This window comes from Mycobacterium sp. Marseille-P9652, assembly GCF_902652685.1.
In the GTDB taxonomy this organism is placed as follows: domain Bacteria; phylum Actinomycetota; class Actinomycetes; order Mycobacteriales; family Mycobacteriaceae; genus Mycobacterium.
Genome location: NZ_CACRUY010000080.1, coordinates 1 through 14,749, shown reverse-complemented (window position 1 = coordinate 14,749; position 14,749 = coordinate 1). Strand labels below are relative to the sequence as shown.

Genomic DNA, 14,749 nt, shown 5'->3' with positions numbered 1-14,749 from the left:
ATCTTCTGGGGCACCGCCGGTACCGCCGGTGCCCCAGAAGATCCCGCCGTTGCCGCCGGCGCCGCCGGTCCCACCGGGCAGACCGTCGCCGCCCGGGCCGCCGCTGCCGAAGAACAGCGCGGACCCGCCGGGCGCGCCGGGCCCGCCGGCGCCGCCGTTGCCGAACAGGATCCCGCCGCCCTCGCCCGCCTGGCCGGGCGCGGTACCGGCGTTGCCGTCACCGATCAGCGGGCGGCCGACGAGGATCCGGGTGGGCTCGTTGATGAGATCGAGCACGGGCTGGAGGGGCCCGGCGTTGGCGGCCTCAGTGGCCGAGTACGCCTGCGCCCCGCCGAGCAGGGTCTGCACGAACTGGTCGTGAAACTGCGCGACCTCGGCGCTCACCGCCTGGAATTCCTGGCCGTGCGCACCAAAAAGCGCCGCGACGATGGCCGACACCTGGTCGGCGGCCGGGGCCACCACGGCAGTCGTCTGCGCCGCCGCCGCCGAGCTGACCTCGTTCATCACCGAACCGATGCGCGCCAAATCACCGGCTGCGCCGGAGACCACATCCGTATCGACGAACATGAAAGACATCGCCCACCTCCCGGTGATGCGTCGCGGATTGACAATCGTATCCCGACTGGAAGATCCGTGAATGACGATTTTCAGTTTCCGTGCCTATATTGCCCGGTGGGCGCGGCGGGGGGAACACCGCGTCGGCCTCAAGCGTTGACGAGCACGTGACAACACTTGATCTGACCGCCGAGAAGTTCAACGAAACGATCGAGGGCAACGACATCGTCCTCGTCGACTTCTGGGCGTCCTGGTGCGGGCCGTGCCGACAGTTCGGGCCGACGTTCGAGGCGTCGTCGGAGAAGCACCCCGACATCGTGCACGCCAAGGTCGACACGGAAGCGCAGCAACAGCTCGCCGCTGCCGCGCAGATTCGGTCCATTCCCACGCTGATGGCCTTCAAGAAGGGCCATCTCCTGTTCAACCAGCCGGGTGCGCTGCCGCCGGCGGCCCTCGAGGACCTGGTCCAGCAAATCAGGGACTTCGACATCGACGCGGCCGTGCAGGCGTCGGCCGACGGGCCAGCCGAACCGGCCTGACATCGCAGTGCGCGCTACCGTGCACGGGTGAGCCTGGTACTGGTAGACCACCCGCGGCCGGGGGTCGCGCTGATAACCCTGAATCGGCCCGAGCGGATGAACTCGATGGCGTTCGACGTCATGCTGCCGCTCAAGGAGGCCCTGGACAAGGTCACCTACGACAACTCCGTGCGGGTGGTCGTGTTGACGGGCGCCGGCCGGGGGTTCTCCTCGGGTGCCGACCACAAGTCCGCGGGCAGCGTGCCGCATGTCGAGGGGCTCACCCGCCCGACCTATGCGCTGCGCTCGATGGAGGTGCTCGACGAGGTCATCCTGGCCCTGCGGCGGTTGCACCAGCCCGTGATCGCCGCGGTGAACGGCCCGGCGATCGGGGGTGGGCTGTGCCTGGCGCTGGCCTGCGACATCCGGGTGGCCTCGACCAGCGCCTACTTCCGCGCGGCGGGCATCAACAACGGGCTGACGGCCAGTGAGCTGGGGCTGTCCTACCTGCTGCCGAGGGCCATCGGGGCGTCGCGCGCGTTCGAGATCATGCTGACCGGCCGCGACGTCACCGCCGAGGAGGCCGAGCGCATCGGGCTGGTGTCGAACCAGGTGCCCGAGGGGCAACTGCTCGACACCTGCTACGCCATCGCCGCCCGGATCGCCGCGTTCTCCCGGCCGGGAACCGAGTTGACCAAGCGCACACTGTGGAGTGGGCTGGACGCCGGTAGCCTGGAGGGGCACATGCAAGCCGAGGGCTTGGGACAGCTTTTCGTCCGCCTGCTCACCGCCAACTTCGAAGAAGCGGTTGCCGCGCGCGCAGAGCGCCGACCCGCGGTGTTCACCGACGACAAATGACAAGCCAGGGGAGCTGATGTGATCACGGCCACGGACCTCGAGGTCCGCGCTGGCGCGCGCATCCTGCTCTCACCGGACGGTCCGGACCTCCGCGTGCAGCCCGGCGACCGCATCGGCCTGGTCGGCCGCAACGGCGCGGGCAAGACCACCACCCTGCGCATCCTCGCCGGGGAGGGTGAGCCGTACGCCGGGTCCGTCGCCCGCAGCGGCGAGGTCGGTTACCTACCGCAGGATCCCAGGGAGGGTGACCTCGACGTGCTGGCCCGCGACCGGGTGCTCTCGGCCCGCGACCTCGACGTGTTGCTCACCGACCTCGAGAAGCAGCAGGCGCTGATGGCCGAGGTGGCCGACGACGACGCGCGCGACCGGGCGATCCGCCGCTACGGGCAGCTGGAGGAGCGGTTCGTCGCGCTGGGCGGCTACGGCGCCGAGAGCGAGGCCAGCCGCATCTGCGCCAGCCTCGGTCTGCCCGAACGGGTGCTGACCCAGAAGCTGCGCACGCTGTCCGGCGGGCAGCGCCGGCGGGTCGAGCTCGCCCGGATCCTGTTCGCCGCGTCCGACACCGGCTCGGGCTCGTCGACCACCCTGCTGCTCGACGAGCCGACCAACCACCTCGACGCCGACTCGATCGGCTGGCTGCGCGACTTCCTGCGCGGCCACTCCGGCGGCCTGGTGATCATCAGCCACAACGTGGAGCTGCTGGCCGACGTGGTCAACCGGGTGTGGTTCCTCGACGCGGTGCGCGGCGAGGTCGACGTCTACAACATGGATTGGCAGAAGTACCTCGACGCGCGCGCCACCGACGAGCAGCGGCGTCGCCGGGAGCGCTCGAACGCCGAGCGCAAGGCTGCGGCGTTGCGCACGCAGGCCGCCAAGCTCGGCGCGAAGGCCACCAAAGCCGTTGCGGCGCAGAACATGTTGCGTCGCGCCGACCGGATGATGGCCGCGCTCGACGAGGAACGGGTGTCCGACAAGGTGGCCCGGATCAGGTTCCCCACCCCGGCCGCCTGCGGGCGCACACCGCTGACGGCCTCCGGGTTGAGCAAGGCCTACGGATCGCTGGAGGTGTTCGCCGGCGTCGACCTGGCCATCGACCGCGGCTCGCGGGTGGTGGTGCTGGGCCTCAACGGCGCCGGCAAGACCACGCTGCTGCGCATCCTGGCCGGCGTGGAGCGCCCCGATACCGGAGCCATCGAGCCCGGACACGGTTTGCGCACAGGGTATTTCGCGCAGGAGCACGACACCCTGGACAACGACGCGACGGTGTGGGAGAACATCCGGCACGCCGCGCCCGACTCCGGCGACCAGGACCTGCGGGGGCTGCTCGGCGCTTTCATGTTCAGCGGTCCGCAACTCGACCAACCCGCGGGGACGCTGTCGGGCGGGGAGAAGACCCGCCTCGCGCTCGCCGGTCTGGTGGCGTCCACGGCGAACGTCCTGCTGCTCGACGAGCCGACCAACAACCTCGACCCGGCGTCGCGTGAGCAGGTCCTCGACGCGCTGCGCAGCTATCAGGGCGCGGTCGTGCTGGTGACCCACGACCCCGGGGCGGCCGAGGCGCTCGACCCGCAACGCGTCGTGCTGTTGCCCGACGGCACCGAGGACTACTGGTCCGACGAGTACCGGGACCTGATCGAGCTCGCGTAGAGCGCTTCACCGCAGGCGGTTTGGTCAAAGTCGCCCGCGACCGTCGGCCGCTTCCTACCCTATGTGCTGACACCCGTTCAAGCGTGGAGCGGGTTCAAGCATGGAGCGGGCCGGAGAATGAAACTTTCGAAGAACACTCGTGACGAGTTGCTGCATGAATTGCGCAACGCCTACGAGGGCGGGGCCAGCATCCGCAACCTGGCCGCCACCACCGGCAGATCCTACGGGTCGGTGCACAGCATGCTGCGCGAGTCGGGCACCACGCTGCGAGGTCGTGGCGGGCCGAACCACCGGTCGAGGTCCGCCCGGGCGTAGCGTCACTGCGAAATTCCCATCCCCTTGTTCGCAGTGGCGCTACGCCCAGATTCCTCGGACGTGCTGCGCCGCATGGAGTTCTCCACCATGTCCAGCACCGCGGACAGCCGCGCCGGGTCCTCGCCGGAGGCCAGCCGGGCCACCAGGCCGTCGAGCACCAGCTCCAGGTAGCACTGCAGAACGTCCCCCGGGACGTCGTCGCGCAGCCGCTGCGCCTCCCGCTGGCGGCGCAGCCGGTCTGTGGTCGCCGCCGCGAGTTCCGCCGAACGCTCGGCCCAGCCGCGGCTGAACGCCGGGTCGTTGCGCAGCTTGCGCGCGATCTCCAACCGGGTGGCCAGCCAATCGAATTGGTCGGGCGCGGCGAGCATGTCGCGCATGACCTGGACGAGACCCTCGCGCGACGCGACGTCGGCCATGCGCTCGGCGTCCTCGTGCGCCAGCGCGAAGAACAGGGCGTCCTTGTCGCGGAAGTGGTGGAAGATCGCCCCGCGCGACATCCCGATCGCCTGTTCCAGGCGCCGCACCGTCGCCTTGTCGTAGCCGTACTCGGCGAAGCAACGGCGGGCGCCGTCCAGGATCTGGCGACGGCGGGCCGCCAGATGGTCCTGGCTTACTTTCGGCACGGTGCAGGCGGCTACGACTTGAGCATGTTGCGCAGCACGTACTGCAGGATGCCGCCGTTGCGGTAGTAGTCGGCCTCGCCCGGGGTGTCGATACGCACCACCGCGTCGAACTCGATCGGGTCGCCCGAGTCCCTGGTGGCCTTGACGTGCACCGTCTTCGGGGTCTTGCCGTCGTTGAGGGCCTCGATCCCGGTGATGTCGAAGACCTCGGTGCCGTCGAGCCCCAGCTCCGTCGCGGACTTGCCCTCGGGGAACTGCAGCGGGATCACGCCCATGCCGATCAGGTTGGAGCGGTGGATGCGCTCGAACGACTCGGCGATCACCGCCCGCACCCCCAGCAGCAGCGTGCCCTTGGCCGCCCAGTCGCGCGACGAGCCCGAGCCGTACTCCTTGCCTCCGAGCACCACCAGCGGAATGTTCTGTGCCGCATAGTTTTGCGCGGCGTCGTAGATGAACGCCTGCGGACCGCCGTCCTGGGTGAAGTCGCGGGTGTAACCGCCGGCCACGTCGTCGAGCAGTTGGTTGCGCAGGCGGATGTTGGCGAACGTCCCGCGGATCATCACCTCGTGGTTGCCGCGCCGCGACCCGAACGAGTTGTAGTCCTTGCGGTCGACGCCGTGCTCGTCGAGGTACTGGGCGGCGGGTGTGCCCGGCTTGATGCTGCCGGCGGGGGAGATGTGGTCGGTGGTCACCGAATCACCCAATAGCGCAAGCACTCTCGCGCCGGTGATGTCGCCGACCGGCTCCGGCTCCGCCGACATGCCCTCGAAGTAGGGGGGCTTGCGTACGTAGGTCGAGTCGGGGTCCCACTCGAAGGTGTTGCCGCTCGGCGTGGGTAGGTTGCGCCACCGCTCGTCGCCCTTGAACACGTCGGCGTAGTTCTTGGTGAACATCTCTTGGTTGATCGCCGACGCGATGGTGTCCGAGACGTCCTTCTGCGACGGCCAGATGTCCTTCAGGTAGACGTCGTTGCCGTCCTTGTCCTGACCCAGCGGCTGGGACTCGAAGTCGAAGTCCATCGACCCGGCCAGCGCGTAGGCCACCACCAGCGGCGGGGAGGCCAGGTAGTTCATCTTCACGTCCGGATTGATCCGGCCCTCGAAGTTGCGGTTACCGGACAGCACCGCCGCGACCGACAGGTCGTTGTCGTTGATGGCCTTCGAGATCTCGTCGGGCAGCGGGCCGGAGTTGCCGATGCAGGTGGTGCAGCCGTAGCCCACCAGGAAGAAGCCCAGCTTCTCCAGATACGGCCACAGCCCGGCCTTTTCGTAGTAGTCGCTGACCACCTGCGACCCCGGCGCCATGGTGGTCTTCACCCACGGCTTGGAGGTCAGCCCCTTGTCGACGGCGTTGCGGGCCAGCAGCGCCGCGCCCAGCATCACCTCGGGGTTGGAGGTGTTGGTGCATGAGGTGATCGCGGCGATCACCACGGCGCCGTGGTCGAGCTCGAACTCGCCGCGGTCCTCGGAGCGCACCCGGACCGGGTTGCTCACCCGGCCCTTGGCATGTGCCGCAGCCGATTCGAACTTCGGGGCGTCGTCGGCGTGGCCGTTCTCCAGCGCTCCGGGGTCGCTGGCCGGGAAGGACTCGTCGACCGCCTCGTCGAGCTTGGAGTACTGCGTCTTGTCGGGGTCGTCGCCGACGTAGTCACCGATCTGCCCGCGGAACGTGGACTTGGCCTCCGACAGCGCGATCCGGTCCTGGGGGCGCTTCGGCCCGGCGATGGACGGCACGACGCTGGAGAGGTCGAGTTCGAGGTACTCGGAGAACGCCGGCTCGTGCTCCGGGTCGTGCCACATGCCCTGCGCTTTGGCGTAGGCCTCGACGAGGGCCAGCTGCTCCTCGCTGCGGCCGGTGAACCGCAGATAGGAGATGGTCTCTTCGTCGATCGGGAAAATGGCTGCGGTGGAACCGAATTCGGGGCTCATGTTGCCCAGGGTGGCGCGGTTGGCCAGCGGCACCTCGGCGACGCCGTCGCCGTAGAACTCGACGAACTTGCCCACCACGCCGTGCTTGCGCAGCATCTCGGTGACCGTCAGCACGACGTCGGTGGCGGTGACGGCGGGTTGGATCTCGCCGGTCAGCTTGAAGCCGACGACGCGGGGGATCAGCATCGAGACCGGCTGGCCGAGCATCGCGGCCTCGGCCTCGATGCCGCCGACGCCCCAGCCGAGCACACCGAGGCCGTTGACCATCGTGGTGTGCGAGTCGGTGCCCACGCAGGTGTCCGGGTAGGCGACGCCGTCGCGCGTCATCACGACATGGGCGAGGTACTCGATGTTGACCTGATGCACGATGCCGGTGCCCGGCGGCACGACCTTGAAGTCACGGAAGGCGCCCTGGCCCCAGCGCAGGAATTGGTAGCGCTCGCCGTTGCGCTCGTACTCGATCTCGACGTTGCGCTCGAACGCGTCGGCTCGGCCGAACAGGTCGGCGATAACCGAGTGGTCGATCACCAGGTCGGCGGGAGCGAGCGGGTTCACCTTCTCGGCCTTGCCGCCGAGGTCGCCGATGGCCTCGCGCATCGTCGCCAGGTCGACGATGCACGGCACCCCGGTGAAGTCCTGCATGACGACGCGGGCGGGCGTGTACTGGATCTCGATGCTGGGCTCCGCCTTGGGATCCCAGTTCGCGATGGCCTCGATGTGGTCCTTGGTGATGTTGCTGCCGTCCTCGTTGCGCAGCAGGTTCTCCGCGAGCACCTTGAGGCTGTAGGGGAGTTTCTCGGTGCCCCGGACGGCGTCCAGACGGTAGATCTGATAGCTCTTGTCGCCGACCTCGAGGGTGTCGCGTGCTCCGAATGAGTTCACAGAATCCTTGCTAGTCACAATCAACTCCCTGCATTAAGTTCTTCCGCCGACGGGCCATGTCGATGACGCTTCGAATGCCCGCGCCAACTCTAACAGTACGCTTGTCCTGTATTCCGGCGGGGTCACTCGCACCGTCCAGTCTTGTCTGGTCCCGCGAGGGTTTAAACCCCCGCCGCTTGCCGGATTCGCGCCGAGCGTCGCGCTAGAGTGACCGCCGTGGCCGAGCGTCACGCCAGCGTGACCGACCGAGCAGGAGAGGACACGATGACCGGGCACGACCTCCCCGCCTACATTCCGCAGGACGTCGATGTGGCCGCGATCAAGGCGCAGGTGGCCGCCGACGCCGTCAGCGCCCCGCCGGCTGCGATGCCCGGGCTGCTCGACATCGTCAACCAGGCGCACGCGCACGGCATCAACCTCAAGATCGTGGTGCTCGACCACAATCCCCCCAGCGACACTCCGCTGCGGGACATCTCCACGGTGGTCGGCGCCGACTACCACGACGCCACGGTGCTGACGCTCAGCCCGAGCTTCGTCGGCACCTACAGCACGCAGTACCCGCGCGTCACCCTGGAGGCCGGCGAGGATCACGCCAAGACGGGCAATCCCGTGGTCTCGGCGCAGCACTTCCTCAACGAGCTCGAAGCCCCGGAATTCCCCTGGACGGGCCTGACCATCTTCCTCTTGATCGCCGTGCTGGCGGCCGCCGTGGGCGCCCGGTTGCTGCAGGTGCGCGCACGGCGGTCAGCAACGCCGGGCGACGACGCGGCCTCGGAGATGGCGACGCCCACCAACACGGCCTGATCACGCCGAGCGGGTTGGGCCGGTCCGATTGGGCCGGCGCGGGCACGCCACTGCGGCAAACATCGCAGGTCACCATTCGGTCACAGTAAACGCACGTCCAGAGCGCAGTTTGTTTAGAGGCCTTGCACGCCTTCTTCTGTGACGTACGGTGCAAATGATGCTGGTGTTGTCTTTGGCGCCTCAGAGAAAGCTGTGGCCGGCGCCGCCGTCCGCGTTACGCCGTTGGGAGACCTGAGTCGAATGAGACGCGCACGCTGGGGCTCGTCCGCGCGACCGGCCGCGAGGCTGGTCCGGCCGGTGCTGCCGTCGGTTCTCAGCCTGGCGATTCTGGTCTGCACGCCGGGGCTCGCGCGCGGCGATTCCAACGCCGACGCGATGGCCGCGCTGATCGCCGACGTGGCCAAGGCCAACCAGCGGCTCGAGGACCTGAGCGCCGAAATCCAGACCGAGCAGGAGAGCGTCAACAAGGCCCTGGTCGACGTCGAGAGCGCGCGCGACAACGTCGCCGCCGCCCAGCACGACCTGGACGCCAGCCAGCAGGCGGTCAAGGACTCCAACACCGCGATCGCGGCGGCGCAGCAGCGGTTCGACACCTTCGCGGCGGCGACCTACATGAACGGCCCGTCGCGCGGCTATCTGCTCGCGCGCAGCCCCGAGGACGTCATCGCCACCGAAGCGGCATCGCGGAACCTGACCGCCAGCTCGCAGGCGGTGCTGGACAAGCTGCAGCGCGCCCGCACCGAGCAGGTGAACAGGGAATCGGCGGCCCGGCTGGCCAAGCAGAAGGCCGACAAGGCCGCCGCGGACGCCGAGGCCAGTCAGGACGCGGCGGTCGCCGCGCTCACCAACTCCAAGCGCAAGTTCGACGACCAGCGCGAACAGATCGCCCGCCTCGCCGCCCAGCGCGACGAGGCGCAGGCCAGGCTCGAGGCGGCCAAGCGCGAGGCCGCCGCCGAATGGTCGGCGGGACAGGGCGGCGCCGGCGCCCCGGCGTCGGGCGACCGGTGGGAGAACGGGAGCGGCGGCCCCGCGCCGCAGGCCGGCGCGCGCCGCTGGGACGGCATCTGGGACCCCACGCTGCCCGCGGTCCCGAGCGCCAACGTCCCGGGCGACCCGATCGCCGTCATCAACCAGGTCCTCGGCATCTCGGCGACCTCCACGCAGGTCACCGCCAACATGGGTCGCGGATTCCTGCAGCAGCTGGGCATCCTCAAGCCCAACGACACCGGCATCACCAACGCGGCGCCCGGCGGTACGGCCGCGCGCATCCCGCGGGTGTACGGGCGGCAGGCCACCGAGTACGTGATCCGGCGCGGCATGTCGCAGATCGGCGTGCCCTACTCCTGGGGCGGCGGCAACGCGGCCGGGCCGAGCAAGGGCATCGACTCCGGCGCCGGCATCACGGGCTTCGACTGTTCGGGGCTCGTCCTCTACTCGTTCGCCGGGGTCGGCATCAAGCTGCCGCACTACTCCGGTTCGCAGTACAACCTGGGCCGCAAGATCCCGTCCTCGCAGATGCGCCGCGGCGACGTCATCTTCTACGGGCCGGGCGGCAGCCAGCACGTCACCATCTACCTCGGTGACGGGCAGATGCTCGAGGCGCCCGACATCGGCCTGAAGGTCCGCGTCGCACCGGTGCGCACCAGCGGCATGACTCCCTACGTGGTCCGGTACATCGAGTGGTGAGTAAATGAGCAGTGAACGAGGAGCCATGGGCCGCAAGCGATTTCGCCTGATCAACCTTGCCTGGATCACCGCCTTGGTGACCGGGCTGACGTTGTCTTCTGCCATTTCCGGGGCGGCCCCCGCCACGGCCGACCCCGGACCGTGGGATCCCACCCTGCCGGCGACCATCAGCGCCGGCGCCCCGGGTGATCCCCTCGCCGTCGCCAACGCCTCGCTGCAGGCCACCGCGCAGGCCACCCAGACGACGATGGACCTGGGCAGGCAATTCCTGGGCGGCCTTGGAATCAACATCCTCGGGGATCCGGCACCCGCGGCGGCCACCCCCACCAACCCGGGCGGCAAGATCCCGCGGGTCTACGGCCGGCAGGCCGTCGAGTACGTGATCAAGCGCATGGGGTCGCAGATGGGCGTGCCCTACTCCTGGGGCGGTGGTTCCCTGGACGGTCCGAGCAAGGGCGTCGGCGACGGCGCCAACATCACCGGGTTCGACTGCTCGGGCCTGATGCGCTACGGCTTCGCCGGCGTGGGCGTGCTGATCCCGCGGTTTTCCGGCGACCAGTACAACGCCGGCCGTCACATCCCGCAGGACCAGGCCCGGCGCGGCGACCTCATCTTCTACGGCCCGAACGGCGGCCAGCACGTCACCATGTACCTCGGCAACGGCCAGATGCTCGAGGCCTCCAGCCTCGCCGGTCACGTCACCGTCAGCCCGGTGCGCAAGCCCGGCATGACGCCGTTCCTGACTAGGATCATCGAGTACTGACGACCGGCCGGCTATCCGCGCGTCGACGGAATTACGCGCGCCTGGAATAGTTGGACGCGGGCACGTCGCTGCCCGGCAGTCGTGTCCGATTGAGCTGTGGAGGGTTCTTGATGACAACAGCAGGTGGGCCGCCCCCGGGCGCCAGCGGTTACTCGGGCCCGGGTGGTCCTCCCGGCCCGGCCCACGAGGCGCCTTCCGGCGGCGGTGACGGGCTGGCCGCCGAGGTCCACACGCTGGAGCGGGCCATCTTCGAGGTCAAGCGGATCATCGTCGGCCAGGACCAGCTCGTGGAGCGGATGCTCGTCGGCCTGCTGTCCAAGGGCCACGTGCTGCTCGAGGGCGTTCCCGGCGTCGCCAAGACGCTGGCCGTGGAGACGTTCGCGAAGGTCGTCGGCGGCACGTTCGCGCGCATCCAGTTCACCCCGGACCTGGTGCCCACCGACATCATCGGTACCCGCATCTACCGGCAGGGCAAGGAGGAGTTCGACACCGAGCTCGGTCCCGTGGTGGTCAACTTCCTGCTCGCCGACGAGATCAACCGCGCCCCGGCGAAGGTGCAGTCGGCGCTGCTGGAGGTCATGCAGGAGCGGCACGTCTCGATCGGCGGCCGGACCTTCTCGCTGCCCAACCCGTTCCTGGTGATGGCGACGCAGAACCCGATCGAGCACGAGGGCGTGTATCCGCTGCCCGAGGCGCAGCGCGACCGCTTCCTGTTCAAGATCAACGTCGGCTACCCGACGCCGGAGGAGGAGCGGGAGATCATCTACCGGATGGGCGTTCGCCCGCCGGAGCCCAAGCAGATCATGCAGACCGGCGACCTGCTGCGGCTGCAGGACATCGCGGCCAACAACTTCGTCCACCACGCGCTGGTCGACTACGTGGTCCGCGTCGTGACCGCCACCCGCCACCCCGAGCAGTTGGGCATGAACGACGTCAAGACCTGGATCTCGTTCGGTGCGTCCCCGCGGGCCTCGCTGGGCATCATCGCGGCGTCCCGCTCGCTGGCGCTGGTTCGCGGCCGCGACTACGTCATCCCGCAGGACGTCGTCGACGTCATCCCCGACGTCCTGCGCCACCGGCTGGTGCTCACCTACGACGCGCTCGCCGACGAGATCTCGCCGGAGATCGTCATCAACCGGGTGCTGCAGACGGTCGCGCTGCCTCAGGTGAATGCCGTTCCGCAGCAAGGCCAGTCGGTGCCGCCGGTGATGCAGGCCGCGGGGGCGGCCAGCGGTCGGTGACCAATCCCGAGCCGCCGGCGGTCCGCCACCCGCCGTCGATGCAGCGCGGGCAGATCGTCGACCCGAAGCTGGCGGCGGCGCTGCGCAACCTCGAGCTCAGCGTCAAGCGCAAGCTGGACGGCGTCCTGCACGGTGACCATCTCGGACTGATCCCCGGCCCGGGATCCGAGCCGGGGGAGTCGCGGGAGTACCAGCCCGGCGACGACGTCCGGCGCATGGACTGGGCCGTCACCGCGCGCACCACGCACCCGCACGTGCGGCAGATGATCGCCGACCGCGAGTTGGAGACGTGGATGGTCGTCGACATGTCGGCCAGCCTGGACTTCGGCACCGTCGGCTGCGAGAAGCGCGACCTGGCTGTCGCGGCGGCGGCGGCCATCACCTACCTCAACAGCGGAGGCGGCAACCGGTTCGGCGCCATCATCGCCAACGGCCAGACGATCACCCGGGTGCCCGCGCGGTCCGGGCGCCAGCACGAGCAGACGCTGCTGCGGACCATCGCCACGACGCCCCGGGCACCCGTCGGGGTGCGGGGGGACCTGGCCATGGCCATCGACGCGCTGCGCCGGCCTGAACGCCGGCGCGGGATGGCCGTGATCATCAGCGACTTCCTCGGCCCGATCAACTGGATGCGGCCGCTGCGGGCGGTCGCCGCCCGGCACGAGGTGCTGGCGATCGAGGTGCTCGATCCCCGCGACGTCGAGCTGCCCGACGTGGGCGACGTGGTGCTGCAGGACGCCGAGTCCGGGGTGACCCGCGAGTTCACCATCGACGCGCAGCTGCGTGACGACTTCGCCAAGGCCGCGGCCGCGCACCGCGCCGAGGTGGCCCGCACGGTCCGCAGCTGCGGCGCCCCGGTGATGACGTTGCGCACCGACCGCGACTGGATCGCCGACATCGTCCGCTTCGTGGAGTCGCGCCGTCGGGGAGCGATGGCGGGGCGGCAGTGAGTCTGCCGTTCTTCGGCGCGATGTCTCTGTCCGGCTTCGCGCACGCCTGGTTCTTCCTGTTCTTCCTGGCCGTCGCCGGGCTGGCCGCGCTGTATGTCGTGATGCAGCTGGCGCGCCAGCGCCGGATGCTGCGGTTCGCCAACATGGAGCTGCTGGAAAGCGTTGCGCCGCAACGCCCTTCGCGGTGGCGGCACGTGCCGGCCATCCTGCTGGTGCTGTCGCTGGTGCTGTTCACGATCGCGATGGCCGGGCCCACCAACGACGTCCGGATCCCGCGCAACCGCGCGGTCGTGATGCTGGTGATCGACGTGTCGCAGAGTATGCGCGCCACCGACGTCCAGCCCAACCGGATGGCCGCCGCGCAGGAGGCCGCCAAGCAGTTCGCCGACGAGCTGACGCCGGGCATCAACCTCGGGCTGATCGAGTACGCGGGCACCGCGACGGTGTTGGTGCAGCCGACCACCAACCGGGAGGCGACAAAGATCGGGCTGGACAAGCTGCAGTTCGCCGACCGCACCGCCACCGGCGAGGGCATCTTCACCGCGCTGCAGGCCATCGCGACGGTCGGGGCGGTCATCGGCGGCGGCGACAAGCCGCCGCCGGCGCGCATCGTGCTGTTCTCCGACGGCAAGGAGACGATGCCGACCAACCCGGACAACCCCAAGGGCGCCTTCACGGCGGCGCGCACCGCCAAGGATCAGGGCGTGCCGATCTCGACGATCTCCTTCGGCACCCCGTACGGCTTCGTCGAGATCAACGACCAGCGCCAGCCAGTGCCCGTCGACGACTCCACGATGAAGAAGGTGGCCGAGCTGTCCGGCGGGAGCTGGTACAACGCCGCGAGCCTGGCCGAGTTGAAGGCCGTCTACGCGACGCTGCAGGAACAGATCGGCTACGAGACCATCAAGGGCGACGCCAGCGTCGGCTGGGTGCGGTTGGGTGCCTTGGTGCTGGCGGTGGCGGCCCTCGCGGCGCTGCTGATCAACCGCCGCCTGCCGGCGTAATCGGCCGCCGCGCCGCGACCCGATCGAGCCACAGCACGACCAACGCGTGCGGCACCGTCAGGGCGAGCAGCAGCCGCAGGACCTCGGCCACCACCACGGTCGGATCCGGCGCCGTCACCGTGCACCACGTGAGGCCGGCCAACGTGGCCCACGCGGCGAGGGTGGGTACCGCGGCCAGCCGCACCAGCCGCAGGACCGCCGTCCGGGTTCGGCCCGCCGTCAGCAGCGCGGCGCAGCCGGGCTCCACCGTCAGGATTCGCGCACCATGGCGCAGGGCGTGCCAGCCGCCGAACCAGACGGCGAAGGCGACCAGGGGCGGCGCCAGCATGCCGACGGCGCCCACGGTCGCGATGTCCACCGCGACAGCGTTATGACCCGACCGCACCGAACCGGCCACCGCGACCAGAGCCGCGAGCAGCCACACCACGACGAGGCCCGTCTGCACCGGCACCCGGCCGATCAGCGACGCCAGCGCCGGGGAGATCGTCGTCGCCACCGCCCGCAGCTGATCGCCACAGCGTGCCAGCGGCAGCAGCAGCGCCCCGGAGCCGGCGACGACGATCGGCAGCGCCAGCCTGGCTGGCGGTCGCCAGCCCGCGACCCGGTGCACCACGTCGAGCTCGCCGAGGCCAAAGTGTAAGGCGCTGAGGGCCACCGCCAGGATCAGCGCGAGCGGATCGGCCCACTGCAGCAGCGCCCACGCCGCGGCCGCCACGCCCGCGTACACCGCGGCCACCAGCCCGATGGGCCGGTCGGCCAGTCGTGCGGCGATGACGTGGTCGACCGCGCCGTGAGGCACCCCGCCGACGAAGCCCAGGCCGGCGACGGCAAGGGCCACCGGTGCGGGGACTGCCGGCCCGCCCGCCGCGAGCGCCGTGCCCAGCAGCAACCACCGCGACCAGGTGGCCGGCGTCGTCAGCGGCGACGGACCGAACTTCCCCGGGGTCGGGTCCGGGGAAGTGCGGTCGCGCCGTG

13 protein-coding genes and 1 pseudogene are annotated in these 14,749 nt (G+C 69.8%); 10 read left to right on the top strand and 4 right to left on the bottom strand.

All coding sequences use genetic code 11. The features are described 5' to 3' along the window. Positions 1-576, bottom strand: a 576-nt coding sequence (locus tag GPY60_RS24720) for a PE family protein (protein WP_156690332.1), incomplete at its 3' end; no start/stop codon positions are given. Between the two features lie 146 nt (positions 577-722). On the opposite strand from GPY60_RS24720, the gene trxA reads away from it, so the two are divergent. From trxA to GPY60_RS24700, 4 genes and pseudogenes are all read left to right on the top strand, one after another. Further along, complete coding sequence (trxA, locus tag GPY60_RS24715) at positions 723-1,094, top strand: thioredoxin (protein ID WP_156690331.1); 372 nt, start codon at positions 723-725, stop codon at positions 1,092-1,094. A gap of 9 nt (positions 1,095-1,103) precedes the next feature. Continuing rightward, positions 1,104-1,931: pseudogene (locus GPY60_RS24710) on the top strand (enoyl-CoA hydratase); the annotation flags it as partial. A gap of 18 nt (positions 1,932-1,949) precedes the next feature. Then, the gene (locus tag GPY60_RS24705) at positions 1,950-3,578 is read left to right on the top strand and encodes an ABC-F family ATP-binding cassette domain-containing protein (RefSeq protein WP_156690329.1); all 1,629 of its coding nucleotides are present in this window, start codon (positions 1,950-1,952) and stop codon (positions 3,576-3,578) included. A gap of 117 nt (positions 3,579-3,695) precedes the next feature. Then, positions 3,696-3,893 (top strand): helix-turn-helix domain-containing protein, encoded by a 198-nt coding sequence (locus GPY60_RS24700; protein WP_156690328.1) that lies wholly within the window; start codon positions 3,696-3,698, stop codon positions 3,891-3,893. A gap of 2 nt (positions 3,894-3,895) precedes the next feature. Here the strand turns inward: GPY60_RS24700 and GPY60_RS24695 are convergent, their stop codons facing one another. Beyond that, the gene (locus GPY60_RS24695; protein ID WP_156690327.1) at positions 3,896-4,516 is read right to left on the bottom strand and encodes a TetR/AcrR family transcriptional regulator; all 621 of its coding nucleotides are present in this window, start codon (positions 4,514-4,516) and stop codon (positions 3,896-3,898) included. Positions 4,517-4,527: 11 nt separating this feature from the next. Beyond that, positions 4,528-7,344 (bottom strand): aconitate hydratase, encoded by a 2,817-nt coding sequence (locus GPY60_RS24690; protein WP_156690326.1) that lies wholly within the window; start codon positions 7,342-7,344, stop codon positions 4,528-4,530. Between the two features lie 246 nt (positions 7,345-7,590). Here GPY60_RS24690 and GPY60_RS24685 point away from each other — a divergent pair, with 246 nt between their 5' ends. From GPY60_RS24685 to GPY60_RS24660, 6 genes are all read left to right on the top strand, one after another. Beyond that, positions 7,591-8,130 (top strand): Rv1476 family membrane protein, encoded by a 540-nt coding sequence (locus GPY60_RS24685; RefSeq protein ID WP_156690334.1) that lies wholly within the window; start codon positions 7,591-7,593, stop codon positions 8,128-8,130. Between the two features lie 240 nt (positions 8,131-8,370). Next, complete coding sequence (ripA, locus tag GPY60_RS24680; RefSeq protein ID WP_156690325.1) at positions 8,371-9,816, top strand: NlpC/P60 family peptidoglycan endopeptidase RipA; 1,446 nt, start codon at positions 8,371-8,373, stop codon at positions 9,814-9,816. Positions 9,817-9,841: 25 nt separating this feature from the next. Beyond that, complete coding sequence (ripB, locus tag GPY60_RS24675) at positions 9,842-10,579, top strand: NlpC/P60 family peptidoglycan endopeptidase RipB (protein ID WP_156690333.1); 738 nt, start codon at positions 9,842-9,844, stop codon at positions 10,577-10,579. Positions 10,580-10,689: 110 nt separating this feature from the next. Further along, positions 10,690-11,820 (top strand): chaperone MoxR1, encoded by a 1,131-nt coding sequence (gene moxR1, locus GPY60_RS24670; RefSeq protein ID WP_156690324.1) that lies wholly within the window; start codon positions 10,690-10,692, stop codon positions 11,818-11,820. Positions 11,821-11,858: 38 nt separating this feature from the next. After that, positions 11,859-12,770, top strand: a complete 912-nt coding sequence (locus tag GPY60_RS24665) for a DUF58 domain-containing protein (protein WP_370462819.1) — start codon at positions 11,859-11,861, stop codon at positions 12,768-12,770. After that, positions 12,767-13,774, top strand: a complete 1,008-nt coding sequence (locus GPY60_RS24660; RefSeq protein WP_156690322.1) for a VWA domain-containing protein — start codon at positions 12,767-12,769, stop codon at positions 13,772-13,774. The genes GPY60_RS24665 and GPY60_RS24660 overlap by 4 nt, the downstream gene beginning before the upstream one ends. Here GPY60_RS24660 and GPY60_RS24655 read toward each other — a convergent pair. Beyond that, the coding region (locus tag GPY60_RS24655) for a Brp/Blh family beta-carotene 15,15'-dioxygenase (RefSeq protein WP_156690321.1) at positions 13,752-14,749 on the bottom strand (998 nt) is incomplete at its 5' end. The two genes, GPY60_RS24660 and GPY60_RS24655, sit on opposite strands and share 23 nt — an antisense overlap.

Bases quoted from the DNA above. Each gene is read 5' to 3' on its own strand.
- moxR1 (WP_156690324.1), top strand. From the start codon at position 10,690: ATGACAACAGCAGGTGGGCCGCCCCCGGGCGCCAGCGGTTACTCGGGC.
- ripA (WP_156690325.1), top strand. From the start codon at position 8,371: ATGAGACGCGCACGCTGGGGCTCGTCCGCGCGACCGGCCGCGAGGCTG.
- GPY60_RS24700 (WP_156690328.1), top strand. From the start codon at position 3,696: ATGAAACTTTCGAAGAACACTCGTGACGAGTTGCTGCATGAATTGCGC.
- ripB (WP_156690333.1), top strand. From the start codon at position 9,842: ATGGGCCGCAAGCGATTTCGCCTGATCAACCTTGCCTGGATCACCGCC.
- GPY60_RS24665 (WP_370462819.1), top strand. From the start codon at position 11,859: ATGCAGCGCGGGCAGATCGTCGACCCGAAGCTGGCGGCGGCGCTGCGC.
- GPY60_RS24685 (WP_156690334.1), top strand. From the start codon at position 7,591: ATGACCGGGCACGACCTCCCCGCCTACATTCCGCAGGACGTCGATGTG.